A 25,736-nucleotide genomic window follows, 5' to 3' on the forward strand; every position below is an offset into this window, starting at 1 on the left:
AGAAAACGGCCGCCGCGCGGCGCCGGGACGTTGGTCCCGCGCAGCGCAGTCAGTCGACCCGCACCCGCTCCCCCGGGCGCGGCACGCTCACGGCGCAGTCGAGCGCGTCGCGCACGCGCTCGGCGAGCGCCGCCGCGGCCGCGGGCTCGCCGTGCACGACGTGCACGGTCCGGGGCGGCTCCGGCATCGCGCGCAACCAGTCGACGAGCTCGGCCGCGTCCGCGTGGACCGAGAAGCCCTCGTCCTGGACCACCTCGGCGCGCACCCGCACGTACCGGCCGCGCACCTTGACCTCGCGCACCCCCTCGACGAGTGCGCGGCCCCGCGTGCCCGGTGCCTGGAAGCCGGTGAGCACGACGCAGTGCCGCCGGTCCGGCAGCATGCGCTCGAGGTGGTGCACGACGCGCCCGCCGGACGCCATGCCGGACGCCGAGACGACGATGCACGGGCGCAGCGGGTCGTTGAGCTCGCGCGACTCCTCGGGCCCGGGGACCTCGTGCACGGCCGGGTGGCGCCCGATCGACGCGACGTCGACCGTGAGCTCGCCGTCGGCCGCCGCGCGGCGGTAGACGTCCAGAGCCCGCAGCGCCATGGGGCTGTCGACGTACACGGGCACGCGCGGGACGCGTCCGGAGTCGATCATCGCCGTGAGGGTGTGCAGCACCAGCGGCGTCCGGTCGACGGCGAACGCGGCGACGAGCACGGAGCCACCGCGGTCGACCGTGCGCCGGACGGCGTCGGCGAGCTCCTCGTGCGCGTCGTCGGCGGCCGGGTGCGTGCGGTCGCCGTAGGTCGACTCGAGGACCACCGTCCGCGCGGCGGGCGGCGCGGCGCGGGCCCGGAGCACCGGGTGCGTCCGCCGGCCGAGGTCCCCCGAGAACAGGACGCTCGCGTCGCCGGCGCGCACGAGCACGCTCGCCGACCCGAGCACGTGCCCGGCCCGGCCGAGGACCGCCTCCAGCCCGCCGCCCAGGTCGGCGGGGACGTCGTAGGCGACGGGCCCGAACCGCTCGATCGCGCGCTCGGCGTCGGCGACGGTGTAGAGCGGCAGCGGCGGGTCGTGCCGCGACCAGCCGCCCGCGCGCGCCTGCTCGGCGTCGCGCTCGTGCAGGTGGGCGCTGTCGCGCAGGACGATCGCGGCGAGCTCGGCGGTCCACGGGGTGGCCCGGACGGGCCCGTCGAACCCGTCCCGGACGAGGACGGGCAGCATGCCGCAGTGGTCGAGGTGGCAGTGGGTGACGACGACCTCGTCGACCGAGCGCGGCGGCACCGGGAAGGGCTCCCAGTTGAGGCGTCGCCACTCGCGCGCGCCCTGGTACATCCCGCAGTCGACGAGCAGGCGCCGCCCTCCACGGGTCACCAGCGTCTTGCTCCCGGTGACCGTGCCCACGCCGCCGAGGAGGGTCAGGACCGTCGGGTCGTCGCCCATGCCCCACCCCGCCGGGCCGGTGCCCGACCGTCCGTCCCCGTGCCTGCGCCGGAGCCCGCGCCGGGTGCGTCGTCCCCGCCGAGGCACGGCGCCAGCCGTCCCGTGACCCGCGTGAGCACCCGCAGGCCGTCGACCTCGGGCGGCACCCGGCCGCGCAGGCGCCGTCCTCGACGTCGACGCGGAGCGCCCAGCCGCCGACCGTGCGGACGAGGCCGACGCCGCACACGCCGCGACGGCCCTCGAGGTGCGCGCGCAGGCGGGCCTTCGCCGACCGGGCGGCGGCGAGCCCGGGGTCCCGGACGGGGCGCGCGGAGGAGCCTCCCGCGTCGCCGGCGCGTGTCGTCATCGCGACCGCCTCCTCCGTCGTCACGCTGCCGCCCCGTCGACACCGCGACCGCCTCGTCCGTCGTCACGCTGCCGCCCGTCGACACCGCGACCGCCTCGTCCGTCTTCACGCTGCCGCCCGTCGACACCGCGACCGCCTCGTCCGTCTTCACGCTGCCGCGCGGCGTGGAGCGGGCCCAGGGGCGAAGGTCCCCGCGACCGGGTGGAGCCGGTGACGAAGGGCCCGGGCGCGGTGACGCGGGCGCGGAGAAGACTGGGAGCACCGGCAGCCCTGTCGGCCGCCGGTCGGACGACGAGGGAGGGCACGATGCGCGCCGACGGACCGGTCCTCGTGGCGCTCGACGGCTCGAGCCACAGCCCGACCACCCTCGCCTGGGGCCTGCACGAGGCGGCGCTGCGCGGTGCGGACGCCGTGCTCGTCCGCGCCTACCAGGACCCGGTCGACCTCGTGCCCTGGGGCATGACGCCCTTCCTCGACGACGTCCGCCTCGACTCCGACGCGCGCGCGTACCTCGACGCGACCGTCGCCGCGGCCCGCGTCGAGCACCGCGGCCTGGCGGTCCGCAGCAGGCTCCTGCACGGACCCGCGGTCGCCACGCTGCGGGAGGCGGGCGCCGACGCGTCCCTGCTGGTCCTCGGCGCCACGGGCGGCAGCGGCCGACGGCGCCTGGGCAGCGTGCCCGAGCAGCTCACCGCCCACTCCCGGTGCCCCGTGGTCGTCGTCGGCGGTGCGCACCCGACCCCGACCCGCCCGGGCGCGCCGGTCGTCGTGGGCGTCGACGGGTCCGCGGCCTCGCTCGTCGCGGCCGACGTCGCCGCGCACGAGGCCGCCCTGCGCGGTGCGCCCCTGGTCGTGGTGCACGCGCGGCCGTACGTCGCGGCGCCCTACGCGCCCGGCTGGCCCACGCTCCCGCCCCTGGCCACCGCCGACTCGGGCGACGCGACCCACCGCGCGGCGCGCGAGGTCGTGCACCGGCTCACGGCGCGGCACCCGGGGACCGAGGTGCTCCTCGAGCTCGTGGACGACGCGCCCGCGCCCGCGTTGTGCGAGGTGGCGCGCGGGGCTCACCTGCTGGTCGTCGGCTCGCGGGGGGCCGGCGGGTTCCGCGGCCTGCTCGTGGGCAGCGTCTCGGCCGAGGTGGTGCGCTCCGCGTCGTGCCCGGTCATGGTCCTGCACGAGCACGACGCGGAGGTGCTCGCGCACGGGGCGGCGTGAGCGGGCGACCCATGACCACGGTGACCCGCTGGGACGGCGCCGGCCCGGTGCGCCGGTGCGAGCTGGCGGACGCCGTGGCCGCCCTCGGCCGGTCCGAGGGCCTCGTCTGGATCGACCTCGACCGCCCGTCCGCGGCCGACCTCGCGGCGCTCGGCGGCCTGCTCGACCTGCACCCCCTGGCCGCGGGCAACACCGCACGCGCCCACCCGCGACCGCGGACCGAGCGGTACGACGGCGTCCGCCTCACCGCGCTGCTGCCGGCCGCGGCCGAGCCGCGGGGCCGCGACGTCGCACCCCTCACCGAGCTGAGCGTGCTCACCGGCCCGCGCTACGTCGTCACGGTGCGCCACGGGCCGGTGGACCTCGACGGCGCGCGACGGCGCCTCGCGGGGACGCCCGCGCTGCTCGCGCGCGGCCCGGCCGCCGTCGAGTGCGCCGTGCTGCTCGAGGTCGTCGACGGCTACCAGCCCCTCGCCACGCGGCTCGAGGACGACGTGGACGACGTGGAGGAGGAGATCTTCTCGGCCTCCCCGAGCGTCTCCCGGCGCATCTACGCGCTGCTGCGCGACGTCATGGAGCTCCAGCGCGCGACGCACCCGCTCGTGGAGATCGTCGTCCGGCTCACCGCGGACCCCGACCGCGACGAGGAGGTCCGCCGGTACCTGCGGCAGGCCGGCGAGCACCTCGCCCGCGTGGTCGAGCGCCTCGACGCCCTCCGCGCCATGCTCGAGCACGCCGCCGCGATGAACGCCACGATCGTGGTCGAGCGGCAGAACGACGAGATGCGGGTGCTGACGCGCGCGAGCCTGCGCCAGAACGAGGAGATCAAGCGCATCTCGGCCTGGGCGGCGATCCTCTTCACCCCCACGGTCGTGGGCACCGTCTACGGCATGAACTTCGACGTCATGCCGGAGCTGCGGTGGTCGTCGGGCTACCCGCTGGCGGTCGGGCTCATGGTGCTGGCGTCGCTGGTCCTCTTCGCCGTGTTCCGGCGGCGCCGCTGGCTGTGACCTCGCCGGTGCCCCCAGCCGTCCGGTGCGGGTCGACCATCGGGAGGAGCTGGCCCGTGACGAGCGCGAACGGGATCCGCACCAGCTCGCCGCACACCGCGCCGTGGTGCCGCATCCGCAGGACCTCGCCCGCCGAGTCGACGCTGCGCTCGGCGGTGCCCACGACGCTCACCGACCATCCGAGGCCCTCCGTCGTCGACGGCGACTCGGCCTCGAACGCGACGACGGCGTCGGCGACACGGTCGACGAGCTCGGGGTCGGCGGGCACGAGGACGAGGACGCCGTCCTCGCCGACCGCGAAGGGCACCGGCAGCACGAACGGCAGACCGCCGCGGCTGAGGACGAGCCGGCCGACGGTCGCACCCGCGAGCAGCGCGAGGCACTCGCCGCGCTCGAGCGGCTCGGGCAGGCCCCGCGCCCGGCGTCCCAGATCCTCCACGCCCCGAGCGTGGTCGCGCGCCGGGCCGGACGGCAGGGCCGAAACGGCCCGACGCGGGGACGAAGGTCACGGCTCCGGACGCGGGGTCACGGCGCCAGCGGCACGCGCCACTCCACCCGGGTCCCGCCGCCCGCACGACGCCCGACGGTGCACGTCCCGCCGAGCTCCGCGGCGCGCGACGCCAGGTTGCGCAGCCCCTCGCCCGCGGCGTCGACGACGTCGGGCAGGCCGACGCCGTCGTCGGTGACCTCGACGACGAGCTCGCCCGCGTCGGCCGTGACGTGGACCGACGTCGCGCCCGCGCGCGCGTGCCGCGCGACGTTCGTCAGCGCCTCCCCCACGACGGCGAGCACGTGGTCGGCCAGGTGCTCGTCGACGAGCGCGTCGAGCGGCCCGACGAGCCGCAGCCGCGGACGGTGACCGAGCTGCGCGGAGACCGTGCGCACGAGGTCGTGCAGGCGTCCCCGCAGGCCGGCGCCGTCGGCGTCCGGGCGGTGCAGCGCGAAGATCGCGGTGCGCAGCTCGCGCACCGCCTCGTCGAGCTCGTCGACGAGGCGCTCGCCGCCGTCGCGCAGGGCGTCCGGCAGGCGCGGGAGCATGCTCTGGACCGTGAGGCCCGCGCCGAAGAGGCGCTGGATCACCACGTCGTGCAGGTCGCGCGCGATGCGGTCGCGCTCCTCGTAGACCGCAAGCCGCAGCCGCTGGTCCTGGACCGTCGCGAGCTCGAGCGCGAGCGTGGCGTGGCGCGCGAAGGCCCCGACGAGCTCCACGTCCGCCGGGTCGAAGGGCTCGCCGCCCCGGTGCCGGACCGAGCACGACGCCGCTCGAGGACATGGGCACGACGAGCGCCGGTCCCTTCGGGCGGTCGCCCGGCAGCGGCACCGCGCGCGGGTCCGCGTCGAGGTCGGCCACCACCTCGGGCCGGTCGGCGCTCATCACGGCGCCCGAGAGCGACCGGCGGCGGTCGACGACCACGCCGCGCAGCAGGTCCGCGCCGTCGCCGTCGGCCGCGTCCACCACGAGGTGGTCCGGGTCCACCGGCAGCACGAGCAGGACGACGTCGGCGCGCGCGAGCTCGCGGGCCCGGCGCACGATGGTCCCCAGGGCCTCGCCGCGCGGCGGGCCGGCCAGGAGCGCGCGCTCGATCTCGACCGTCGCCTCGAGCCACGCCTCGCGGCGGTGCGACCGCTCCACGAGCCCCGCCGCCTCGATCGACACCGCGGTGGCCGAGGCCAGCGCGCAGGCGAGGACCTCGTCCTCGACCGTGAAGTCCTCCCCGCCCGCCTTCTCGGTGACGTAGAGGATGCCGTAGGGCTCGCCGCGCACCCGCACGGGCACACCCATGAAGGTGCGCATCGACGGGTGGTGCGCGGGGAACCCGACCGCCTCGGGGTGCTGCGTGAGGTCGCGCAGCCGCAGCGGCCCGGGCTCGCGCGCCAGGACCCCCAGCACGCCGCGCCCGCACGGCAGCGGGCCGATCGCGGCGCGCTCGGCGTCGGACACGCCGTACGTCACGAACCGCCCGAGCGAGCCGTCGCGCGCGAGCACCCCGAGCGCCCCGTACCGCGCGCCGAGCAGGACGCACGCCGACCGCGTGAGCCGTTCGAGGGTCGCCGTCAGGCCGGCGTCCCCGCCCACGGCCACGACGGCGTCGAGCAGCGCCGCCACCTGTCCTCGGTCCAGCCCCGCCGCGACGGCGTCGGGCAGCGGCGGGTCGCCGTCGGGCCTCCCGTCCGTGGTCCGGGCGGTCGTCGTCATCCGGGGCCTCCGTCGACACGTGCCGGCAACGCGAGTACAACTGCCAGCATGGCCCAGGACGAGGGTGCCCGGAAGGTCCGCGTGTTCCTCCTCGACGACCACGAGGTGGTCCGGCGCGGGCTGCGCGACCTCCTCGGCCAGGAGCCGGACCTCGAGGTGGTCGGCGAGAGCGGCTCGGCCGCCGAGGCCGTCCGGCGCATCCCCGCGCTCGCACCCGACGTGGCGGTGCTCGACGTGCGGCTCCCGGACGGCAGCGGGGTCGACGTCTGCCGGCAGGTGCGCTCCGCGATGCCCTCGGTCGCGGCCCTCGTCCTCACCTCCTACGACGACGACGAGGCGGTGTTCGCGGCCATCCTCGCGGGCGCGTCGGGGTACGTGCTCAAGCAGGTCCGCGGCGCGGACCTCGTCGACGCGATCCGTCGCGTCGCGGCCGGCCAGTCCCTGCTCGACCCGGTCGTCACGCGACGCGTGCTCGACCGGCTGCGCGAGGGGCCCCACCAGCCGGAGGAGCTCAAGGACCTCACGGGCCAGGAGCGCCGGATCCTCGAGCACATCGCCCGCGGGCTCACGAACCGGCAGATCGGCGAGGAGATGTTCCTCGCGGAGAAGACCGTGAAGAACTACGTCTCGAACGTGCTCGCCAAGCTCGGCGTCGAGCGGCGCACGCAGGCCGCGGTGCTCGCGACCCGCCTCCTCGGCGAGTGACCGGCGCGCTCAGACGAACAGCAGCTGCGCGCCCGCGGTCTTCTCGATGAAGTCGGACGCGCTGATGATCCCCTCGACGTCGTCGCGCAGGTCCTCGGGCGTCAGCCGGAACATGTCGGCGGACATCCGGCACCCCCACAGGTGCCCGCCCGCGGCCACGATCTGGTCGAGGAAGTCGGGGACCTCCGGGATGCCCAGGTCCTCGAGCTGCTTCTTCATCATGCGCGTGGTGAGGGCCGAGACCCCCGGCGCCGGGGCCAGCGCCTGCGGCAGGCGCACGTCACCCACCGGCAGGTGCATCGCGGTGTTGGCCACGGGCGAGAACCTGAGGTCCCACATCCGCGACCGGACGATCATGTCGAAGCCCCAGAACGTGAAGAACAGGTGCGTCGTGACGCCCTCGCCGAGCGCGGCGTTCGCGAGCACGAGGCCGGGGTAGGCCATGTCGAGGTTGCCCTTGGAGCAGATGATCGCGAGCGTGCGGTCGTCGGAGGCGTCGTCGCCGAAGTCGGGGGCGACGAGCGGGGCGGGCTGGGCGACGGTCACGGGTCCTCCTCAGACGCAGCCGTGCGGCTTGGGCAGGCCGGCCACGTAGGCCATCTTGCGGCCGGGCTTCTTCGGGAAGAGCGCGAACTGCTCCTTGACCGGGACGCCGCCGACGACCTGGACGCGACGCGTCGTCGGGGTCTCGTGGCGCTCGCGGAAGTCCTGGCGCAGGAAGCGCAGGACCACCCAGTGCGCGTCGGTGAGCTCGATCCCGATCTGCGCGGCCAGCGCGCGGGCCAGGTCCTCGTCCCACTCCTCGTACTCGGTGAGGAACCCCTCGGCGTCCACGTGCACGGGACGACCCTCGAGCTCGACGACGGTCACGGCGCACCTCCTAGGCGGCGGCGTGGGTGGTGGTGGGTGTCCCGGCCGCGGGCGCTCGCCGGCCTGCCGTCGTGACGCGGGTCGGGACGGGCAGCCGCCGGCCCGGCAGCAGCAGGTTCCAGTAGACGGAGCGGAAGGCGAGCTTGCCCCAGTGGTTGGCCCGGGTCTCGGCCAGCAGGCCGAGGGGCCCGAGGCCGGGCACCGGGTACCGGCCGGGCAGCGGCTCGACGTCGTAGCCGAAGTCGATGAGCAGGCCCCTGCCGTGGCCGGACTCGACGAAGCAGCTCGCGTGGCCGTCGTAGAGGTGCGTCAGCGGCCGTCCCGCGGCCTGGTCCAGGAGGTGGGGCACGAGCACCTCGGCCTGGAAGTGCGCGGCCGAGCCCGCCTTGGACGCGGGGATCGCCGCCGCGTCGCCGATCGCGAAGAGGTTCTCGTGCTCGGCGTGCTGGAGCGTGCCCGGGTCCACGGGCACGTGCTGGAGCTCGTCGCCCAGCCCCGACCGCGCGACCGCGTCGCTGCCCATGTTCACGGGGACCGTCACGAGGAGGTCGAACGGCACCTCGCGCTCGTCCATCGACACGAGCAGCCCGGCGTCCGGGTCCACCCGGTCGACCACGAAGTCCGGCACGACGTCGATCCCGCGCGCGGCGAGCATGCTCCCGAGGTGCGCGGCGGCGACGGGGCGCGTGAACGCGCCCTCGAGCGGGGTGATGTACGTCAGCTCGGTGCGCGCGCGCAGGCCGCGGTCGGCCAGGAAGGCGTCCGCGAGGAACGTCAGCTCGAGGGGCGCGACCGGGCACTTCACGGGCATCTCGGCGACGTGGACGACCATCCGTCCGCCCGCCCACGAGGCGAGCGCCTCGCGCAGCGCGAGGGCGTCCTCGAGCGTGTAGAACCCGTGCACCGTGCCGCGCCGGCCGCCCTCCTGCAGACCCGGGGTCTGCTCGGGACGCGGGGCGGTGCCGGTCGCCACCACGAGCTGGTCGTAGCCGAGCACGCGCCCGTCGTCGAGCCGCACCCGCGACGCGGCGGGCTCGATGGCCTCGACGCCCGCGACCACCAGGTCCACGCCGGGACGCAGGAGGCGACGGCGCGACCGGACGAGGTCCTGCTCGCCGCCCGCGCCGAACGGCAGGAACAGGAGCCCGGGCTGGTAGAGGTGCCGGTCGTCCTGGTCGACCACGGTGATGCGCCAGGTCCCGCGCCGGCGCGCGACGCGGCGGGCCAGGGTGTTGGCGACCATGGTCCCGGCGGTGCCCCCGCCCAGGATCACCACGTGCGGCATCGGGTCCTCCGTCGTCGTCGGCACCTCGAGCGTCGCGGGGACGCGCGAGGACGACCAGGGCCGGCCGGCCCGGGTCGGCCCGGACCGGCCGGGGCCGTTCGGCCGGTCCGGCCGACCCGGCGCGGACGCCGCCGCCGGACGTGACGCAGCCGTGGGCCGAACGGGGCGCGGCGCGGTCGTGGACCAGGGCCGGGCGCGGACCCGACCACGGCGCCGGCGGAGCGCGGCGCGGTCGCGGCGCGCGCTCGGGGACCTCGGTCCCGGCGGACGGCACGGACGCTGTGACCCAGCGTGACTCCGCGCCGATGACAAGGGCCGACCGGGTGACCGCAAACCGGGGCGATGGCCGCGCTCCCAACCATACTGGCCGCACATCCGATCACTACCGAGGAGTAACCCCGTGCTCGACCTCGCCCCCACCATCTGCCGTCAGCGCCTCGTCGTCGAGGGCCTGTGCCGCGAGCCCATCAGCGCTGACCAGATCCGCGACTACCTCTCGCGCCTGTCCAAGGAGATCGACATGGTCGCGCTCATGGAGCCTGCGACCCACCAGTCGCCCCTGTACGGCTGGGCGGGGTGGATCCACTGGGAGACGTCGGGCGCGCACTTCTACGCCTGGGACGAGCCGGACCTCTTCTTCAGCGTCGACATCTACGCGTGCAAGCCGTTCTCGGCCGAGGCCGTCGTCGAGTTCACGCGCGCCTACTTCGACGCCCCGACCGTCGTCCACAAGGAGTTCTGATGGGCGTCCCCTCCCCCGCACCGGGTCCGGGCCTGCGCCTGGTCCTCGACGTGGACCGGGCGCTGCGGTCGTCGGCCCTCGCGTGCGAGGCGGCCGTCTTCCACGCGGCCTACGGCAACACGCGCGCCGAGCTCGACGCCGAGTACGGACCGTACGACGACGACTCCGTCTTCCTCGTCGTCGCCGCCCAGGACGACGTCGTCGGCGCCGTGCGGCTGCTCCCGCCGGGCGGCGCGGCCGGGCTCAAGACGCTCGTCGAGCTCGAGCGCGAGCCCTGGCGCGTCGACGGCGCGCGCGCCGCCGCGGCCGCGGGTCTCGACCTCGCGACGACCTGGGAGGTCGCCACGCTCGGCGTGCGCCGTGGGACGGGCACCTCGACCGGGCTGCTCGCGGCGGCGCTGTACCACGGGCTCATCGCCGTCTGCCGCGCCAACGCGATGTCCGCGTACGTCGCCGTGCTCGACGAGCGGGTGCGCCGCATGCTCGGCGCGGTCGGCCTCGCGAGCCGCGCCCTGCCGGGCACCACGACCGCGCCGTACCTCGGGTCCGCAGCGAGCACGCCGGTCTACACGGTGTGCGCGCCGACGCTCGACGCGCAGCGCACGAGGTTCCCGGACGCGCACCGCCTCGTCACGCTCGGCATCGGCCTCGACGGCGTGGACGTCCCGCCGCTCGAGGAGTTCCGCGTCCCCTCGAGCCGGTGGACGACGCAGGACCTCGACCTGCTCACGCCCGCCGCGCTCGTCTGACCGCACGCGGCCCTCGCGACGCGGCGCCCTGACGACGGGTCAGCGGTCGCGGGGGCTGCGCGCCTGCGGGACGGTCGCGGCGCTGCGGACCCATGCGTCGAGCCACGAGTCGATCGCCTCGGCCGGCATGGGCCGCCCGATGTGGTAGCCCTGGAGCACGTCCACACCGAGCGGGACGAGGTGCGCCGCGGCGCTCTGGTCCTCGACCCCCTCCGCGACGAGCCGCAGCCCGAGCGCGCGCGCCATCTGGGTCGTGGACTGCACGATCATGCGGCTGCGCTCGTCCGTGGCGACCGCGCGCACGAACGACCGGTCCATCTTCAGCTCCTCGACGGGCAGGTCGCGCAGGTACGCGAGCGACGAGAACCCCGTGCCGTAGTCGTCGATCGAGACGCCGACCCCGTGCTCGCGCAGGTCGTGCAGCGCGGCGCGGGCCCGCTCCGGGTCGGCGAGGAAGGAGTCCTCGGTCACCTCGACGAGCAGCCGGTCGGCGGGCAGCGACGACGCCGCGAGGGCGGCGAACAGGCCGGGCAGCAGCCGGCCGCTGACGAGCTCGGGCGGCGCCCAGTTCATCGCGACGCGGAACGTGTGGCCGGCGGCGTGCCAGCGCTCGGCGTCGGCGATGACACGGTGCATCACCGCCTCCGTGAGCGCGGGCATGAGCCCGGACCGGCGGGCGTCGGGGAGGAAGGAGACCGGCGAGAGCAGGCCGTCGGTCGGGTGGGCCCAGCGCACGAGCGCCTCGACGGCGACCACCTGGCGCGTGCGCGCGTCGACCTGCGGCTGGTACCAGACGACCAGCTGGTCGGCCGCGATGCCGCTGCGCAGGGCCTCGCCCTGGCGCAGCCGGTGCGCGGCGACGCCGTCCTGCGCCGCGTCGAAGAGGAGCACCCCCGAGCGCGTCTGCTTGGCCTCGTACATCGCGATGTCGGCGCGACGGAGCAGCTCGGTCGCCGACTGGTCGCCCGCCTCGCCCACCGTGACGCCGACCGAGGTGTCGAGGCGCAGGTCCATCCCGCCCGCGCGCAGCGGCTCGCGGATGACGCCGCGGACCTGCTCGGCCACGTCGAAGAGGGCCAGGACGTCCCGGCCGGGCGCGAGCAGGGCGAACTCGTCCCCGCCGAGGCGCGCCACGAGGACCTTGGCGTCCAGCGCAGCGCGCAACCGGTGCGCGAGCGTGACCAGCACGTCGTCGCCCACCGCGTGCCCGAGGCTGTCGTTGACGTCCTTGAACCCGTCCACGTCGAGCAGGAGGACGCCCAGGTCGTCCCCGCGCCGGATCGCCGCGTCGCCCTGGGTCAGCAGCGCCCGCCGGTTGGGCAGGCCCGTGAGCTCGTCGGTGAGCGAGAGCCGGAGGGCCTCCGCGGCGGCGCGCGCCTCACGCAGCGCGAGCACGGTCCGGGCGCCCGTGGTGACGAGCGTCGCGATGGCGAAGGCCTTGATCACCCAGCCGACGGCGCCGGCCGGGTCGAGCACGAGCAGCGCGAGCGCGAGCGCCGCGCCCGTGACGAGGACGGCGCCCGCGGGGCGTGCCGGCGGGCCGGCGTCCTCGGGCCCGCGCGGCGAGCACGCCGAGCCGACGACGAGGGCGAACCCGGCCCCCCACAGGGCGTCCATGGGCAGGCTCGCGGAGTACGTCTGCGTCGTCGCGATGGCGACGATGAACGTGCAGTCGGCGACGGCGAGCGCGACGAAGCCCGCCATGAGACCGAGCGTGCGGCGGGAGCGGGTGCGCTGCCGCAGCAGGGCCTGGGCCAGGACGAGGGCCGCCAGGAGCACGTTGATGAGGGGGAAGAGGATCGCGAGCAGCAGGGTCAGGCCGCCCGCCGCGAAGGCCGCCGAGAGCGGCGTGAGGACGGCGAAGGACGCGAGGCACACCCCCGCGCCGCACAGCACGGCGGCCTCGAGCCAGACCGCGGCCTTCGTCGACGGCAGGCGCCGCGCGTCGAGCAGCAGGAAGGTGGCCAGCCCGAGGTACGACGCGAGGCACAGCACCTCGCCGGGCGCGGGGAACGTCACCGCGCCCGAGGTCTGCTCCGCCCCGACGCTCGCGCTGCCCGCGGCCCACAGCCCCACGGAGCCCGCGAGGACGAGGAGCGGCACGCGGCGCTCGGGCTCACGGCGGGCCGCGACCAGGAGGCGGCCGAGGAGGACGGCGAAGAAGACCGTGAGGGTCACCACGAGGGTCGTGCGGATCGCCTGACCCGTCTCGGCCCCCGGCATCCACCGGGTCGCGAGGGCACCCGTGCCGAGCACGGCCCAGGGCAGCGCCCCGGGCAGGGCCCGAGCGGCCGCAGGCATCACCGGGCGCGCGCCGGTCACGCTCCCACGGCGGTAGCGCGCCTGCTCGACCTGCACCACGAAGTCCCCTGCCTGTCGTCGACGGGTGAGTGGCACCGTCGCCGACCACCGCGTGCCTCCACACGATCTCGCCCCAGGTATCGACCGGGGTGCGCGCGTCCTTGAGGCCCGCGGGCGTGATCACGGTCATAGGCCCGGGTGAAAAGAAGTCAGCGTTGGTACGACACGGCTCACGACGCGTCGCGCCGACGGCCGCGGGACGCGCCGTGACCTGTTCGTGACACAGGACCCGCGCGGGCCCTAGCATGAGCGCGCTCCTCCCCTGGAGCAGCCCGAGGTGGACCGCCGAGTCCTGCCACCGCCGAGGGTCGAGCACGAACCGCGGCAGGAGCGGGGGAACCACCTTCGGACGCCGGGCCACCACGGCCGGCGCCCTCGGGGTGAAGCCGGACTCGTCCGGCCGGGCGCACTTCCCGCCCGAACCCGACAGCTCACCTCGCAGGCGACCGGAGGTCCCGTTGCCCACGACCGCGCTGCCCTCCCCCGAGGCGCCGACCCTGTCCGCCCGGCCCGCCCGGCACCGCGCCGGCGGCTCCCCGCGCACCCCGCTCGACGACGCCGCCGCGCTCGCCTCCCGCCACCTCGCCGGCGCCGCGCGCCGCACCGCAGCGGTCGCGGGCACGTCCGGCCTGGTCGTCTCGATGCTCGCGGCGCCCGCCGTGGCCGGCCCCAGCACGGACCAGCCGTCCCTGCCGACGGTGGACACCACGTCGCTCACGGCCCCGACGCGTGCGGCCCTCGAGCTCGCCCCCACGGTGAGCGTCCCGGCCGACGCAGCCTGGACGTTCGACGTCCCGGCCATCACGGTCGTGGCCGACCCGCCGCCGGCACCCGAGCCGGAGCCCGAGCCGGAGGCCGAGCCCGCGCCGTCGCGGAGCGCCGCGCGGGAGCCGGCCCCCGCGGCGTCGATCGGCGCCCCGGTGCCGGCGAGCGCGGTCGGCAGCGCTGTCGTCGAGATCGCCGCGCGCTACGTCGGCACGCCCTACGTCTACGGCGGCACGACGCCGGACGGCTTCGACTGCTCGGGCTTCACGTCGTACGTCTTCGCGCAGGTCGGCATCACGCTGCCCCGGACGTCGTCCGACCAGCGCTACGCCGGCACCGAGGTCCCCGCGGACCAGGCGCAGCCCGGCGACCTCGTCTGGAGCCCGGGCCACATCGCGATCTACGCCGGCGCGGGGACCATCATCGACTCCCCGCAGCCCGGCAGCACGGTCCAGTTCCGCGAGATGTACCAGTCGAACCCGGTCTTCATCCGCGTCGGCTGAGCGGCACAGCGGCGCCGGCCGGCGCCGGCCGGCGACGTCAGGCGAGGCGCACCTCGACCGGGGTGCCCGCCTCGACCGTGCGCGAGACCGTGCACGTGCGGTCGTGCGACACCTGCACGGCCCGCGCGACCACGGACCGGGCGGCGTCGCCCGCCTCGCCCTCGGGGAAGGCGAGGTCGAAGGTGACCACGAGGTCGCGCAGCAGGTTCCCGCCCTCGTCCCGCACCTTCGCGGCGTCGACCCGGACCTCGAAGCGGTCGGGCTCGGCCCGGCGCGACGTGACCGTGTCGACGTCGACCGCGGTGCACGCCCCGATCGCGGCCAGCAGCAGCTCGACGGGGGTGAACGTCGAGCCCCCGGAGCTCGAGATCCTCAGCTCGCCGCCGCGCACGTTGCGAGCGACGTAGACGCCCGCCTCGACGCGTGCGACGTGGACGGAGCGGTGCGGGTCGTCGGCCATGGCCCGATCCTCCCATCGCCCGGAGCGTCCCGTCGCACGGTCACAGGCGCACCTCGAACCAGACGGTCTTGCCGCCGCGCGGGTGCCGCTCGACGCCCCAGTCGCCGGCCAGACGGTCGATGAGCATGATGCCGCGCCCTCCGCTCGCGGTCGGCGGCACATCGCGCAGCACGGGCAGGGCGTCCGACGCGTCGGCCACGCTCACGCGCACGACTCCGTCGCGCGTCTCGACGTCGACGACGACGTCACCGTCCTCGGGGCCGTGGATCACGGCGTTCGCCACGGCCTCGGTCACCAGGAGCGCCGTGATGCGCAGTGCGTGCGTGGACGCGCCCGCGGCGCGCGCGACCGACGTCGCCCACCGACGCGTCGCGGCGATCTGCCCCGGGTCTGCTACGAAGCGCACCGTCCTCCTTCCGCCGCGGCGCGCGCCGCGGCCTGGGACAGGGACGCGCACCGGGGGTTCGGCCCGGGGACGCCGCACACGCCGGGGGACACGCCGGGCGCTCATCAGCCTGCACCCGTGGGCGGGATCACGCATCCGGGGCAGCGTCTCGCACGCCGAGTGCCCGCGCACGTCACGGACGCCGAGCGTCCAGCCACGCACCCGCCGGCGGGAGCAGGCCCTCGAGCTCGGCCCAGAGCGCCTCGGGCACCTCCGCCCCCGCGGCGGCCATCGTCGCGTCGACCCGGGCGGGCCGGCTCATCCCGACGACGGTCGAGGCGATGCGGTCGTCCCGGAGCGAGAGCTGCAGGGCCGCGGTCGCCAGGTCGGTGCCGTGCCGGTCGCACGCGGCCTGCATCCGGGCGAGCGCCGCGGCGACCTCGGGGTGCGCGGGCCGGTACCCGTACCGCACGGCGCGCCCCTCCTCGTACCGCCGCGCGAGCACGCCGCCGCCGTAGACCGCGGCGTTGAGCACGCCCGTGCCGCGCGCGACGGCGGCCTCGAGCAGCGGCCCCGCGCTGCGGTCCAGCAGGGTCCAGCGGTTGTGGACGAGCAGCACGTCGAAGACGCCCGTGTCGAGGTAGCGCGCCATCTCGTCCACCGGCCCGCCCGCGAGGCCGATCGCACCGACCTCGCCCTCGTCGCGCAGCGCGACGAGGGTCTCGAGCGCCCCGCCCGGCGCGGTGATCTCGGCGAAGGTGAAGTGCTCCGGGTCGTGCAGGTGCACGAGGGGCAGGTGGTCCAGCCCGAGGCGATCGCGGCTCTCCGCGACCGACTCCCGGACGCGAGCACCCGAGAAGTCGCGGCCCCGGGGGTCGACCTTCGTCGCGACGAGCACGTCCGGCGGCAGACCGCCGGCGGCGGCGATCGCGGCACCGATGCGGCGCTCGCTCTCGCCGTCCCCGTACCCGTTGGACGTGTCGATCATCCGGATCGGGCTGTCGAGCACCGCCCGGACCGTCGCGACGCCCTCGTCGGCGCAGACGTCGCGGCCGTACAGCGCGGGCATGGAGCCGAGCGGGCTCCCGCCCGCGCAGACGGCGGAGACCTGCAGGCCCGTCGAGCCGAGCGGGCGCATCCAGGGGGTCGGGCCGGGCGTCGACGGAGCGGTCATCGCCCCAGGATGCCGCGCCGCGCCACCGCTCGCCGACCGGGCGTCATCCCGGGCCGATCGCGGCCGGTGCCCGGGTGCTCACCGGGCAGCGGCGCACGAGCTCGCGACCGTCGTGCGGATGCGCCCGGCGGCACCCCGGGTGAGGCTGGACCCGTCCCGAGCCAGGAGGCCCCATGAGTGCGACCACGTCACCCGGCCCGTCCGACGGCGGGCGGCGCCCGCTCGCGGTGGTCACGGGCGCCTCGAGCGGCATCGGCCTCGCGCTCGCGCACGGGCTCGCCGAGCGCGGCCACGACCTCGTCGTGTGCGCCGAGGACGACGACGTGGCCGGGCTTCGCGCGGACCCCGCGCCGGCGACCGCCGTGAGCGCCGTCCGAGCGGACCTCGCGACGTCGGACGGCGTCGACCGGCTCGTCGCCGCCGTCGAGGCCGCAGGCGCCCCGGTGGACGTCCTGGCGCTCAACGCGGGTGTCGGCCTGGGCGGACCGTTCCTCGAGGCGGACCTGGCGGACCACGAGCATCTCGTGGAGCTCGACGTGCTCGCCGTCGTCCGGCTCGCGCACCGGCTCCTCCCCGCGATGGTCGCGCGCGGCGCAGGGCGCGTGCTCGTGACGTCGTCGGTCGCCGCGACGATGCCCGGTCCGTGGTACGCGACCTACGCCGCGTCGAAGACGTTCGTGCAGTCGTTCACCGAGGCCCTGCGCCACGAGCTGCGCGGCAGCGGGGTCACGCTCACCGCGCTCCAGCCCGGGCCGACCGACACCGCGTTCTTCGAGCGTGCGGACATGACCTCGACGCTCGCCGCGCGTGGGCCGAAGAGCGACCCGGCGGACGTCGCGCGAGCCGGCCTCGAGGCCCTGTTCGCCGGCGACGACCACGTGGTGGTCGGCGCGCTCGGCAAGAGCCAGGCGGCGATGGCCCGTGTCCTGCCGGTGCCGGCACAGGCCGCGGTCCACGGCGCCGCGACCCGCCCGCGCGGTGGCTGACCCGCTCCCGGCGCACCTGCGGCCCGACGCCACGACCCTTCCCACCCACCGACCGCCACGGACCCGGAGGCCCATGATGACTGCACCCGAGACGGGCACGACCCCGCCCCCCACCCCTCCCACCACGACGCGCCCCGCGACGCCGTCCCCGCACTCCGCCGGCGCCCCTCGACCGCCGCTCGTCGGCCTCGCCCGCTCGCTCGAGGGCGAGGCGCGCCTCGACGGCGCCGTGGACGCGCTGCGCCCGGTCGCCGACGCGCTCGTCGCCGACGACGCCCGGCGAGACCTGCTGCTCGGCCGCCAGCTCGGCCACGCGGTGCACCCGCTGCTCACCGACGCGCCGATCGGCGCGTGGGCCTCGGCCGTCCTCCTGGACCTCGTCGGTGGCGAGGAGTCCCGCGCGGCCGCCCAGCGGCTCGTCGGGATCGGCGTGCTCGCGGCCGTGCCGACCGCGGTCACCGGCCTGGCCGAGTGGGCACACCTCGGCCGGCGCGACGCTCGCGTGGGAGTGGCGCACGCGGCGGGCAACTCGCTCGCGCTCGGGCTCTTCGCCGCCTCGTGGCTCGCCCGCCGCCGCGGACGGCACGCGAGCGGCGTCGTGCTCGGCCTCGCGGGCGCGGGCGCCGTCGGGGCGAGCGGCTTCCTCGGCGCCCACCTCGCGGTCGCCCGCAACGTCAGCAGCCGGGACGCCGCCTTCGCCGAGTCGCTGCCGCCCGACCAGCGCGTGGGCCGCGACCGCGCGGGCGACGCGGTGGTCGCCTGAACACCGTGGCCGCGCCGGTTCGGGATGCAGCCGGCGCGGAAGGTCAGCACACTGCACGCGTGCGCACCGTGGGGGTCGAGGAGGAGTACCTGCTGGTGCGTCCGGACGGCGAGGTGGTCGGCGTGGCCGGTGCCGTGCTGGCCGAGGCCGCCGCGGCGACCGACGAGGACGACCGCAGCCTCGCGGGGCACGCGAGCGAGCGGCCCGCGGGTCGCCACGGCGGGCCACGCGTCACGGAGGCTCATGGGCCGGGCGACCCTGCGCCCGACGAGCCGGGCGGCGACCTGGAGGCCGAGCTCAAGGAGCAGATGATCGAGACGGGCACGCGCCCGTGCACCGACCTCGCCGCGCTGCGCGACGAGATCGGCGAGGGGCGCGAGCGGGCCGCCGCGGCCGCGCGGCGCGTCGGCGCCGACGTCGCCGCGCTCGGCACCGCCCCGCCGCCCGTCGTGCCGACCCTCTCCCCCGGCGCCCGGTACCGCGAGATCAACCGGGAGTTCGCCCTCACCTCGCGCGAGCAGCTCACGTGCGGCTGCCACGTGCACGTGAGCATCGCCGACGCCGACGAGGGCGTCGCGGTGCTCGACCGCATCGGGCCCTGGCTGCCGGTGCTCCTGGCGGTGAGCGCGAACTCGCCCTTCTGGAACGGCCAGGACAGCGGGTACGCGAGCTTCCGGTCCCAGGTGTGGAACCGCTGGCCGACGGCGGGTCCGGTGCCGCGCTTCGGCTCGGCCGAGCAGTACCGGCGCGTCGTCGACGACCTCGTCGCGACCGGCGCGATCCTCGACACGGGGATGATCTACTTCGACGCGCGCCTCTCGGCCCGCTACCCGACGGTCGAGGTGCGCATCGCGGACGTCTGCCTCCAGGCCGACGACGCCGCGCTCCTGGCCGCCCTCGTCCGTGGCCTCGTCGAGACAGCCGCGCGCTCTGCGGCGGCCGGTGAGCCGGCGCCCGACGTGCGGGTCGAGCAGCTGCGTGCCGCGACGTGGCGCGCGTCGCGCTCGGGCCTCGGCGGAGACCTCGTCAGCCCGGTGACGTTCCGGCCCGTGCCAGCCCAGGAGGCCGTGGACCAGCTCGTCACGCACGTGCGTCCGGCGCTCGAGGACCTCGGTGACCTCGAGGCGGTGACCGAGCTGCTGCAGGGCCCCTGGCGCCGCGGCACGGGTGCGACGCGCCAGCGTGCCTGGTTCGCCGAGGGCGGTGACGTCGGCGACGTCGTCCGTCGTGCCACGGCGCTGACGACGCGCTGAGCCGGACGCCGGGCGCCGCCCGGCGTCCCGCTCAGCCGACGAGCTCGCGGAGCCGGCGTGCGTCGCGGACGGCGTTCGCGTCGCCGTCGTTGTTGAAGTAGGCGAGCACCTCATGGCCGTCGTCGCGCCACTCCCTGAGGCGGTCGGCCCACCAGCGCAGGTCCGCCTCGGGGTACGAGCCCGCGTAGAGGTGCGCGCGGTCGGGGCCGTGCAGGCGGACGTAGACGACGGGCGCCGTCGCGCGCAGCACGCAGGGCAGGTGCGCGCCGCTCATGACGCAGTACGCCGCGCCGTGCCGCTCGAGCAGCGCGAGGACGGCGTCGTCGTGCCAGCTCGGGTGGCGCATCTCGACAGCCACCTGCAGCCACGGCGGGAGCGTGCGCAGGAACCAGTCCAGGCGCGCGTCGTCGCGCACCATGCCGGGCGGGAGCTGGACGAGGAGGACCGCGCGGCGGTCGCCGAGCTCGTGCCAGCCGCGCGCGACCCGGTCGACCCACGCCTCGGGCGCGTAGAGCCGCTTCGCGTGCGTGAGACCCCGCGGCGCCTTGACCGAGAGGCGGAAGCCGTCGGGCAGGCGGCGCCGCCAGCTCGCGAAGGCGCGGTCGGTCGGCCAGCGGTAGAAGCTCGCGTTGAGCTCGGCCGTCGCGAACGTCCGGGCGTAGTGGCCGAGGCGCTCGTGCGGCGACGAGCCGTGCGGGTACAGCTCGGGGTGCCAGTGGTCGTAGCTCCAGCCGGACGTCCCGACGTGGATCCCGCTCACGCCGGCGCGGCCGCCAGCTCGTCCGCGACGCCACGCCCGTGGCGCCGGCGGCCGCTGCGCGGCACCGCGAACCACACGGCCTTGCCGGCGGGCTCGCGGCGGTCCACGCCCCACTGGTCCGCGAGCAGGTTCACCAGGCGCATCCCGCGCCCGCCCGGGGCCGCGTCCTCCGGGTCGAGCACCTGCGGCGTGAGCGGGCACTCGTCGTGCACCTCGACCCGCACGCCGCCGGCCGCGGGCGTGACCCGCACGAGGACCTCGTCCCCGCCGCCGTACTTCACCGCGTTGGTCACGAGCTCGCTCGTGAGCAGCTCGACGACGCGCAGCGCGGGCGCCGCCAGGCCCCGTGCCCCCGCGTGGGCCATGACCCACTGCCGGGCACGCCGGACGTGCCTGACGTCTGCCGGCACCCTCAGCTCCACGACGTCCACCTCCGGCTCCCCTGCTCCGCTCGACGGCTCACAGCTCCCACTGTGCCCGGTGCGGAGCAACATCGCAGGTCGAGGCGACCGCGACCGCCCGTCCGGCGGACACGCACCTCGCCGGACGTCAGCCGGCGTCCTCGCGCCGATGGCCGTCGACGAGCAGGGCCAGGTCGTCGCGGTCGAGCCGCGCGCCGTCGAGGAGCGCCACCGTGACCGGCGTGACCGCGACGACCGTCGCGGTCCGTGCGCCCTCGAGCAGTGCCCGCTCGCCGAGGATCGCCCCGGGGCCGATCTCGGCGAGCCGCGCGCCCTCGCGCCCCCCCGCGCCCCCACCCGCGAGCCCCCCTGGCCCAAGCCCCCCGGGCTCTCCCTGCCGGAAGAGCGCCTGGCCCTCGGTGAGCCGCCGGACCGTGGGCCGCCGGCCCATGACCTCGCCGGAGAGGCGCCGCTCGAGCTCGGTCTCCACGGGGGCCGTGACGGCGGGCGCGTCGACGCCGCGCCACGGGTTCTCGTCCTCCGTCATCGTGTGCAGCCACGAGGCGGCGTCGGTCGTCGCGACCTTCTCGACGAGCCGGTCGTCGTCGCCGTACACCCAGTGCCGCGGGAACGCGCTCGCACCGACGACGCGGTGGCTCGCGCTCCCGTCCGCCCGGACCACCAGCTCGAGCGTCGTCCACACGAGCGGGGCGACGAGCCGTCCGCGGCCGCGCACGAGGCGGGGCGCCGGGAGCGGGGCACGCCCGCCGACGGTCTGGCGCACCACGGCCGCCGAGCCGTCCGGCGCCACGGAGCACTCCAGCAGGTCGGGCATCTTCACGGCCGGGAAGCGCACGGCGCCGCCGAGGAGGTTGGTGAGCCCGATGACGCCGCCGTGGCCCGGCGCGGGCCGGACCCCGGTCACGACGCCGTCGTGCGCGTCGACCTCGACGCGGACGCGGTTGACGAAGCGGAACCGCCCCGCGCGGCGCAGCGCCTCGACGTCGTGGAGCACGTCGGGCGGCGGCTCGTCGTAGTGCGTGAGCCCGAGGTCGAAGGGCACCCGCATCGGGCCGCCGAGCAGCTCGGACGGGATCCAGGACAGGGACGTGACGCTCCGGACGACCATGACGAGACCTCCACGGGGCCTGTGCACCCGTGCGGCGCACGCCGCGGACGGGAGTCACACGCTAGCGTCGGCCTCGCCATGGCCACCACCGAGCGCCGCGTCGTCAGCGTCGTGTTCTGCGACGTCGTCGACTTCACGGGCATGTCGGAGGCGCTCGACCCCGAGGACGTCGCGGGCATCCAGGAGGCGTACTTCGAGCGTGCCGCGCGCGTCGTCGCCGAGCACGACGGGCACGTCGAGAAGTTCATCGGCGACGCCGTGATGGCGACCTTCGGCACGCTGCGCACCGACGACGACGACCCGGTGCGCGCCGCGCGCGCGGGCCTCGCGCTCGTCGAGGCGGCGTCGGCTGCGGAGGACGAGCTCGGGCTCGAGCGCGGGACGCTGCGCGTGCGCGTCGGCGTCGACACGGGCAACGTCGTCGTGACGCGCGACGACGACGGCTGGCGCGTCACGGGCGACACGGTCAACACCGCGGCCCGGCTCCAGGCCGCCGCGGCCCCGGGCGAGGTGCTGCTCGGCCCGGAGACGGCGTTCGGCGCCGCCCACGTGCTCGTCGTCGAGCCGGGCGCGACCCTCACGCTCAAGGGCAAGGCCGCACCCCTGCCGACCTGGCGCGTCGTCGCGCCGCGACCGGAGCGCGTGCGCGGCCTCGGCCTGCACGGCCTGCGCGCGCCCCTGCTCGGGCGCGAGGCCCCGCTCGCGGAGCTCGAGGCCCACCTCGAGCGCGCGGGCGTCGCCCGGGCGGACGACGCCGTCCTTCTCGTGGCGCCGCCGGGGGTCGGCAAGACGCGGCTCGTGGCCGAGCTCGCGGCGCGCGCCGCGGCCGCCCGGCACGCCACGTGGACCGTGCAGCTGGGCGTCCAGCCGGACCGCGGCTACGGCGCGCTCGTCCCGCTCCTCGAGGCGGCCGTCGCGTCGCTCGTGGGGACGGGCGCCGAGGGTGGTGCCCCGGTCGCCGACCACCTCGCCGACGCGCTCGTCGCGCGGGGATTCGCCCCCGAGCACGGCGCGGCGCACGCGCGGCGCACGGCGGCCCTGCTCGCGCGCGAGCAGCTCGGCGAGGAGCCCGCCGACCTCTACACCGCGTGGACGACCGTGCTCGACGCCGTCGAGGGCCCGCCGCCCGTGTGGGTCGTCGAGGACGTGCACCTCGCGGCGCCCGACCTGCGCGCGTTCCTGCGGCACGCCGTCGCGCACCCCCGCCGCGGCGGACGCCTCGTCGTGCTCACGGGGCGTCCGGCGGGCCTCGCACCCGAGGACCTGCCGCCCGCGACGACGCTCCACCTGCCGCCCCTCGACGACGTCGCCACGCGCGCGCTCGTCGAGCACCTCGTCGGCGCCGGCGTGGTCCCGGACGACTTCCTCACGAGCGTGGTCGCCGCGTCCGGCGGCAACCCCCTGTTCGTCGAGGAGCTGCTGCGCTCCTGGATCCAGGCCGGCGTGCTCACGCGCGACGACGGCCCGTGGGCGTTCCAGGGCGGCGACGTCGAGGTGCCCAGCACCGTGCACGCGATCTACCAGGGCCAGCTCGACGCGCTGCCGGGGGCGAGCCGCTCGGTCGTCGAGCGCGGGTCGGTCCCGGGCGTCTCCTTCCCCCTCGAGGCGCTGCCGACCCTCGGCGTGCAGGACCCCCTCGCGACCGTCGACGACCTCACGCGCTCGGGCCTCCTCTCCGGCCCGCACGAGGACCGCGTGAGCGACCGCGCCTACACCTACCGGCACGTGCTGCTGCGGGACACGGCGTACGGCTCGATGGCCCGCCGGCACCGCGCCGAGCTCCACGTGCGCTTCGCGCGCTGGCTGCGCGACCGGCGCGACGACGCCGACGAGCTCGTGGGCGCGCACCTCGCGCTCGCCGTCGAGACGCTGCCGACGACGGCCGCCGGCCTCGCCGACGGCACCACCCCGGCGACGCTCGCCGCCGAGGCCGCGGACGCGCTCGAGGCGGCCGCCCGGGACGCGCTCGTCAGCTCGCCGCAGCGCGCCGCCGACCTCGTCGCGCGGGCCCTCGACCTCCCGGGGCTCCAGGCGGGCGCCGACCGGCTGCGCCGCCGGCTCCTCCTCGGCGAGGCCGAGCGCCGGTCCAACCGGCTCGAGCCGGCGATGACCGCGTTCGCGACCGCGGCTGAGCAGGCGCTCGCGCGCGAGGACGCGGACGCGCTGCTCGAGGCCGCACTGGGTCACGAGAGTGCCCTCTTCGCGAGCCGCCTGCCGCGGACGGAGCACGGGGCGCGCTCGGTCCGCCTCCTGCGCGCCGCCGAGGCGGCGCTGCCGCCCGAGGACCGGACGCGGCGCTCGCGCGTGCTCGCCGCCCTGGGCCGCGCGCTCGTGTTCGCCGGGGACGCCGCCGGGGCCGCCGTGTGCGAGCAGGCGGTCGTGCTCGCCGAGGCCTCGGGCGACCCGGCGGCGATCGCGGGCGCCCTGCTCGCGCAGCGTCCCGCGCAGGCCGGCCCCGCGCTCCTCGCGCGGCGCCTCGAGGCCGGCCGGCGCACGCTCGCCGCGGCGGACGCGACCGAGGACCTCGAGCTGCGGCTCGAGGCGGAGCGCCTGCACCTGCTGGACACGCTCGAGCACGGCGACCTCGCCGCGGCCGACGCCGCCCAGGAGCGCGCGACGGACCTCGTCGCCCGCCTCGGGCGTCCCCTGTGGTTCTGGTACCCCCCGATGTGGCGCGCCGCGCGGGCCCTCCTCGCCGGGGACCTCGCGCGCGCCGAGGGCCTGGTCGAGGCGTTCCGGGACGAGGGGCGGCGCGCGCACTACGCGGACGTCGCCCAGGTCTGGGCGATCCAGCGCATGCGCTGGCTCCTCGACGCGGGCCGCCCCGAGGACGCGCTGGACGTCGTCGAGCCGTTCGTCGCGCGCGACCCGACGCGCTGGTCGTTCGCGTCCGCCGTCGTCCTCGCGCGGCTCGGCGACGCCGCCGCGGCGCGCCGCCACGTCGCGGTGCACCGCGACGTGGGTCTCGGGGAGCGGGTCGGGGACCTCAGCTGGTCGACGACGACGACCTACCTCGCCGAGGCCGCGCACCGGGTCGGCGACGTCGAGTCCGCGCGGGCGCTCGCCGGGCTGCTCGCGCCGTGGGCCGGGCACGTCGTCGTCCTGGGCTCGGGCGCGCTCGTGCTGGGCTCGGCGTCCTACCCGCTCGGCCTCGCGCTCGCGACGGCGGGCGACCGGGACGCGGCCGTGCGGTCGCTCGAGGAGGCGGTGCGGCAGGACGAGGCGCTGGGTGCGGTCCGGCTCGCGGCCGAGGCGCGCGCCGCCCTGGAGCGGGTGCGCGCGGGCGACGTCCCGGGGGCGGGCGCATGACCGCGCCGTCGGCGTCGCCCGGTGCGGGGCACCGCACCGCGCGCGTGGAGGCCGCGGAGTGGGCGCGCCTCCTCGCGGCGCTGGCCGAGGGCGGCGACGCGCTGCTCGACGCGCCCACCGCGCTCACCGGCTGGACCGTCGAGGACCTCGCGCGTCACGTCCACTGGGGCATGACGCTCGAGGCCGACGGCCTGCGCCTGCTCCGCGGCGCCGGGGAGCCCCCGGGGGCCGAGGTCGCGGCGGGGACCCCCGCCGAGGGTCCGCGCGCCGGGCTGGTGGCCGCCCTCGCCGCGGCGCGCGACGCGCTCGTCGCCGCGCTCGAGGTCACCCGGGACGCGCCCGAGGACGCCGTCGTGCCCATGCCGTACGGCCCGGTGCCGCTCGGGCTCGCGCGCCAGGTCTTCACCATGGAGGCGGCGATGCACACCTACGACCTCGTCGCCGCCGCGCGGGACGCGCGCGGCGCGGTGACCGGTGCCGGGGAGAGGGCGGCGATGCTCGGGGCGGGCGACCACGGGCACCGCGGGTCCGTGGTCCTGCCCGCGTGCGCGACGGTCCTGGCGGCGTTCTGGCCCGCGCTCGCCGCGGCGGGCACCCCGCCCGCGCCGGGCACCACGCTCGCGCTCGAGGGTCCGACGGTCCGGCTCGGCGCGCGGTACGACGGCGCCTCGTGGACGCCCCACGAGGGCCCGGCCGACGCCGTGCTGCGCGGCGACGACGCGGTCCTGCTCCTCGTCGCGTACGGCCGGGTCGCGCTCGAGGGCTCGGGCGTCGACGTCGTCGGCGACGCGGGCCTCGCGGCGCGCCTCAAGGCGATGGTGCCGGGCCCCTGAGCCCGGACGCGCGCGTGCCGGGCGGTCCCTGGGGTCCGCCCCGCACGCGTCCGGTCGCGACCGGGCCCCCGGGGCACCGCGGTTCTGCAAAAAGCGGGTAAGCCGG

24 protein-coding genes, 1 pseudogene and 1 riboswitch are annotated in these 25,736 nt (G+C 77.1%); of the genes and pseudogenes, 11 read left to right on the forward strand and 14 right to left on the reverse strand.

Annotated elements, in window-relative coordinates:
• Positions 1-49 precede the first annotated feature (49 nt).
• On the reverse strand, positions 50-1,429 hold the full coding sequence (locus JIG38_RS12445) for an MBL fold metallo-hydrolase RNA specificity domain-containing protein (RefSeq protein WP_199424142.1): 1,380 nt from the start codon (positions 1,427-1,429) through the stop codon (positions 50-52).
• Between the two features lie 652 nt (positions 1,430-2,081).
• Between JIG38_RS12445 and JIG38_RS12450 the strand changes: the two genes are divergently transcribed.
• Both JIG38_RS12450 and JIG38_RS12455 read left to right on the forward strand, forming a co-directional pair.
• Entirely contained in the window at positions 2,082-2,990 is a 909-nt protein-coding gene (locus tag JIG38_RS12450) for a universal stress protein (protein WP_199424143.1), read from the forward strand.
• 11 nt (positions 2,991-3,001) lie between these two features.
• Positions 3,002-4,000 (forward strand): magnesium and cobalt transport protein CorA, encoded by a 999-nt coding sequence (locus tag JIG38_RS12455; protein ID WP_199424144.1) that lies wholly within the window; start codon positions 3,002-3,004, stop codon positions 3,998-4,000.
• Here JIG38_RS12455 and JIG38_RS12460 read toward each other — a convergent pair.
• The 3 genes and pseudogenes from JIG38_RS12460 to JIG38_RS21250 all read right to left on the reverse strand — a co-directional run.
• The gene (locus JIG38_RS12460; RefSeq protein WP_199424145.1) at positions 3,942-4,439 is read right to left on the reverse strand and encodes a pyridoxamine 5'-phosphate oxidase family protein; all 498 of its coding nucleotides are present in this window, start codon (positions 4,437-4,439) and stop codon (positions 3,942-3,944) included. The two genes, JIG38_RS12455 and JIG38_RS12460, sit on opposite strands and share 59 nt — an antisense overlap.
• An 86-nt stretch (positions 4,440-4,525) precedes the next feature.
• Positions 4,526-5,209 (reverse strand): sensor histidine kinase, encoded by a 684-nt coding sequence (locus JIG38_RS12465; RefSeq protein ID WP_199424146.1) that lies wholly within the window; start codon positions 5,207-5,209, stop codon positions 4,526-4,528.
• A 496-nt stretch (positions 5,210-5,705) separates the two neighbouring features.
• Positions 5,706-6,197: pseudogene (locus JIG38_RS21250) on the reverse strand (GAF domain-containing protein); the annotation flags it as partial.
• Positions 6,198-6,245: 48 nt separating this feature from the next.
• Here JIG38_RS21250 and JIG38_RS12475 point away from each other — a divergent pair.
• Positions 6,246-6,902 (forward strand): response regulator, encoded by a 657-nt coding sequence (locus tag JIG38_RS12475; protein WP_199424147.1) that lies wholly within the window; start codon positions 6,246-6,248, stop codon positions 6,900-6,902.
• Between the two features lie 9 nt (positions 6,903-6,911).
• Here the strand turns inward: JIG38_RS12475 and JIG38_RS12480 are convergent, their stop codons facing one another.
• Genes JIG38_RS12480 through sqr form a run of 3 tightly spaced genes read right to left on the reverse strand, consistent with a single transcriptional unit; the run spans position 6,912 to position 9,081 of the window.
• Positions 6,912-7,448 carry a DsrE/DsrF/DrsH-like family protein gene (locus tag JIG38_RS12480; protein WP_199424148.1) on the reverse strand — a complete coding sequence of 179 codons (537 nt, stop codon included), beginning with the start codon at positions 7,446-7,448 and terminating at the stop codon, positions 6,912-6,914.
• Positions 7,449-7,457: 9 nt separating this feature from the next.
• Positions 7,458-7,772, reverse strand: a complete 315-nt coding sequence (locus JIG38_RS12485; RefSeq protein WP_199424149.1) for a TusE/DsrC/DsvC family sulfur relay protein — start codon at positions 7,770-7,772, stop codon at positions 7,458-7,460.
• A gap of 10 nt (positions 7,773-7,782) precedes the next feature.
• Positions 7,783-9,081, reverse strand: a complete 1,299-nt coding sequence (sqr, locus tag JIG38_RS12490; RefSeq protein WP_307844880.1) for a type III sulfide quinone reductase, selenoprotein subtype — start codon at positions 9,079-9,081, stop codon at positions 7,783-7,785.
• 376 nt (positions 9,082-9,457) lie between these two features.
• Between sqr and JIG38_RS20260 the strand changes: the two genes are divergently transcribed.
• The gene (locus JIG38_RS20260; RefSeq protein ID WP_199424150.1) at positions 9,458-9,799 is read left to right on the forward strand and encodes an S-adenosylmethionine decarboxylase; all 342 of its coding nucleotides are present in this window, start codon (positions 9,458-9,460) and stop codon (positions 9,797-9,799) included.
• A complete protein-coding gene (locus JIG38_RS12500; RefSeq protein ID WP_199424151.1) occupies positions 9,799-10,548 on the forward strand; it encodes a lysophospholipid acyltransferase family protein in 750 nt (249 codons plus the stop codon). The genes JIG38_RS20260 and JIG38_RS12500 overlap by 1 nt, the downstream gene beginning before the upstream one ends.
• A 39-nt stretch (positions 10,549-10,587) precedes the next feature.
• Here JIG38_RS12500 and JIG38_RS12505 read toward each other — a convergent pair whose 3' ends face one another.
• The gene (locus JIG38_RS12505; RefSeq protein ID WP_199424152.1) at positions 10,588-12,909 is read right to left on the reverse strand and encodes a putative bifunctional diguanylate cyclase/phosphodiesterase; all 2,322 of its coding nucleotides are present in this window, start codon (positions 12,907-12,909) and stop codon (positions 10,588-10,590) included.
• A gap of 315 nt (positions 12,910-13,224) precedes the next feature.
• Positions 13,225-13,351: riboswitch (cyclic di-AMP (ydaO/yuaA leader) on the forward strand.
• Positions 13,352-13,367: 16 nt separating this feature from the next.
• Here JIG38_RS12505 and JIG38_RS12510 point away from each other — a divergent pair.
• Entirely contained in the window at positions 13,368-14,177 is an 810-nt protein-coding gene (locus JIG38_RS12510) for a C40 family peptidase (RefSeq protein WP_233404925.1), read from the forward strand.
• A gap of 37 nt (positions 14,178-14,214) precedes the next feature.
• Here the strand turns inward: JIG38_RS12510 and JIG38_RS12515 are convergent, their stop codons facing one another.
• From JIG38_RS12515 to JIG38_RS12525, 3 genes are all read right to left on the reverse strand, one after another.
• On the reverse strand, positions 14,215-14,637 hold the full coding sequence (locus JIG38_RS12515) for an OsmC family protein (protein ID WP_199424154.1): 423 nt from the start codon (positions 14,635-14,637) through the stop codon (positions 14,215-14,217).
• Positions 14,638-14,677: 40 nt separating this feature from the next.
• Positions 14,678-15,043 carry an ATP-binding protein gene (locus JIG38_RS12520; protein ID WP_199424155.1) on the reverse strand — a complete coding sequence of 122 codons (366 nt, stop codon included), beginning with the start codon at positions 15,041-15,043 and terminating at the stop codon, positions 14,678-14,680.
• A gap of 172 nt (positions 15,044-15,215) precedes the next feature.
• Positions 15,216-16,196: an aldo/keto reductase gene (locus JIG38_RS12525; RefSeq protein ID WP_199424156.1), complete on the reverse strand. Its 981-nt coding sequence runs from the start codon at positions 16,194-16,196 to the stop codon at positions 15,216-15,218.
• 173 nt (positions 16,197-16,369) lie between these two features.
• On the opposite strand from JIG38_RS12525, the gene JIG38_RS12530 reads away from it, so the two are divergent.
• The 3 genes from JIG38_RS12530 (at position 16,370) to JIG38_RS12540 (ending at position 19,198) form a co-directional block, all read left to right on the forward strand.
• The gene (locus tag JIG38_RS12530; protein ID WP_199424157.1) at positions 16,370-17,182 is read left to right on the forward strand and encodes an SDR family NAD(P)-dependent oxidoreductase; all 813 of its coding nucleotides are present in this window, start codon (positions 16,370-16,372) and stop codon (positions 17,180-17,182) included.
• 73 nt (positions 17,183-17,255) lie between these two features.
• Positions 17,256-17,945, forward strand: coding sequence for a DUF2231 domain-containing protein (locus tag JIG38_RS12535; protein WP_233404927.1), 690 nt, complete (start codon positions 17,256-17,258; stop codon positions 17,943-17,945).
• Positions 17,946-18,004: 59 nt separating this feature from the next.
• Entirely contained in the window at positions 18,005-19,198 is a 1,194-nt protein-coding gene (locus JIG38_RS12540; protein ID WP_199424158.1) for a carboxylate-amine ligase, read from the forward strand.
• A gap of 31 nt (positions 19,199-19,229) precedes the next feature.
• Here JIG38_RS12540 and JIG38_RS12545 read toward each other — a convergent pair whose 3' ends face one another.
• From JIG38_RS12545 to JIG38_RS12555, 3 genes are all read right to left on the reverse strand, one after another.
• A complete protein-coding gene (locus tag JIG38_RS12545) occupies positions 19,230-19,958 on the reverse strand; it encodes a DUF72 domain-containing protein (RefSeq protein ID WP_199424159.1) in 729 nt (242 codons plus the stop codon).
• Complete coding sequence (locus JIG38_RS12550) at positions 19,955-20,380, reverse strand: ATP-binding protein (RefSeq protein WP_199424160.1); 426 nt, start codon at positions 20,378-20,380, stop codon at positions 19,955-19,957. The genes JIG38_RS12545 and JIG38_RS12550 overlap by 4 nt, the downstream gene beginning before the upstream one ends.
• Positions 20,381-20,507: 127 nt before the next feature.
• Complete coding sequence (locus JIG38_RS12555) at positions 20,508-21,488, reverse strand: cyclic nucleotide-binding domain-containing protein (RefSeq protein WP_199424161.1); 981 nt, start codon at positions 21,486-21,488, stop codon at positions 20,508-20,510.
• Between the two features lie 78 nt (positions 21,489-21,566).
• Between JIG38_RS12555 and JIG38_RS12560 the strand changes: the two genes are divergently transcribed.
• Positions 21,567-24,797 carry an adenylate/guanylate cyclase domain-containing protein gene (locus JIG38_RS12560; protein WP_199424162.1) on the forward strand — a complete coding sequence of 1,077 codons (3,231 nt, stop codon included), beginning with the start codon at positions 21,567-21,569 and terminating at the stop codon, positions 24,795-24,797.
• Positions 24,794-25,630, forward strand: a complete 837-nt coding sequence (locus JIG38_RS12565; RefSeq protein ID WP_199424163.1) for a maleylpyruvate isomerase N-terminal domain-containing protein — start codon at positions 24,794-24,796, stop codon at positions 25,628-25,630. The genes JIG38_RS12560 and JIG38_RS12565 overlap by 4 nt, the downstream gene beginning before the upstream one ends.
• Positions 25,631-25,736: the final 106 nt, after the last annotated feature.

This window comes from Actinotalea solisilvae (genome assembly GCF_016464425.1).
Classification (GTDB): Bacteria; Actinomycetota; Actinomycetes; order Actinomycetales; family Cellulomonadaceae; genus Actinotalea; species Actinotalea solisilvae.

What these genes read in the sequence shown, in the direction of transcription:
- JIG38_RS12445 (WP_199424142.1), bottom strand. Translation starts at nt 1,429, where the DNA reads ATGGGCGACGACCCGACGGTCCTGACCCTCCTCGGCGGCGTGGGCACG.
- JIG38_RS12450 (WP_199424143.1), top strand. Translation starts at nt 2,082, where the DNA reads ATGCGCGCCGACGGACCGGTCCTCGTGGCGCTCGACGGCTCGAGCCAC.
- JIG38_RS12455 (WP_199424144.1), top strand. Translation starts at nt 3,002, where the DNA reads ATGACCACGGTGACCCGCTGGGACGGCGCCGGCCCGGTGCGCCGGTGC.
- JIG38_RS12475 (WP_199424147.1), top strand. Translation starts at nt 6,246, where the DNA reads ATGGCCCAGGACGAGGGTGCCCGGAAGGTCCGCGTGTTCCTCCTCGAC.
- JIG38_RS12500 (WP_199424151.1), top strand. Translation starts at nt 9,799, where the DNA reads ATGGGCGTCCCCTCCCCCGCACCGGGTCCGGGCCTGCGCCTGGTCCTC.
- JIG38_RS12515 (WP_199424154.1), bottom strand. Translation starts at nt 14,637, where the DNA reads ATGGCCGACGACCCGCACCGCTCCGTCCACGTCGCACGCGTCGAGGCG.
- JIG38_RS12525 (WP_199424156.1), bottom strand. Translation starts at nt 16,196, where the DNA reads ATGACCGCTCCGTCGACGCCCGGCCCGACCCCCTGGATGCGCCCGCTC.
- JIG38_RS12530 (WP_199424157.1), top strand. Translation starts at nt 16,370, where the DNA reads ATGAGTGCGACCACGTCACCCGGCCCGTCCGACGGCGGGCGGCGCCCG.
- JIG38_RS12535 (WP_233404927.1), top strand. Translation starts at nt 17,256, where the DNA reads ATGATGACTGCACCCGAGACGGGCACGACCCCGCCCCCCACCCCTCCC.
- JIG38_RS12555 (WP_199424161.1), bottom strand. Translation starts at nt 21,488, where the DNA reads ATGGTCGTCCGGAGCGTCACGTCCCTGTCCTGGATCCCGTCCGAGCTG.
- JIG38_RS12560 (WP_199424162.1), top strand. Translation starts at nt 21,567, where the DNA reads ATGGCCACCACCGAGCGCCGCGTCGTCAGCGTCGTGTTCTGCGACGTC.
- JIG38_RS12565 (WP_199424163.1), top strand. Translation starts at nt 24,794, where the DNA reads ATGACCGCGCCGTCGGCGTCGCCCGGTGCGGGGCACCGCACCGCGCGC.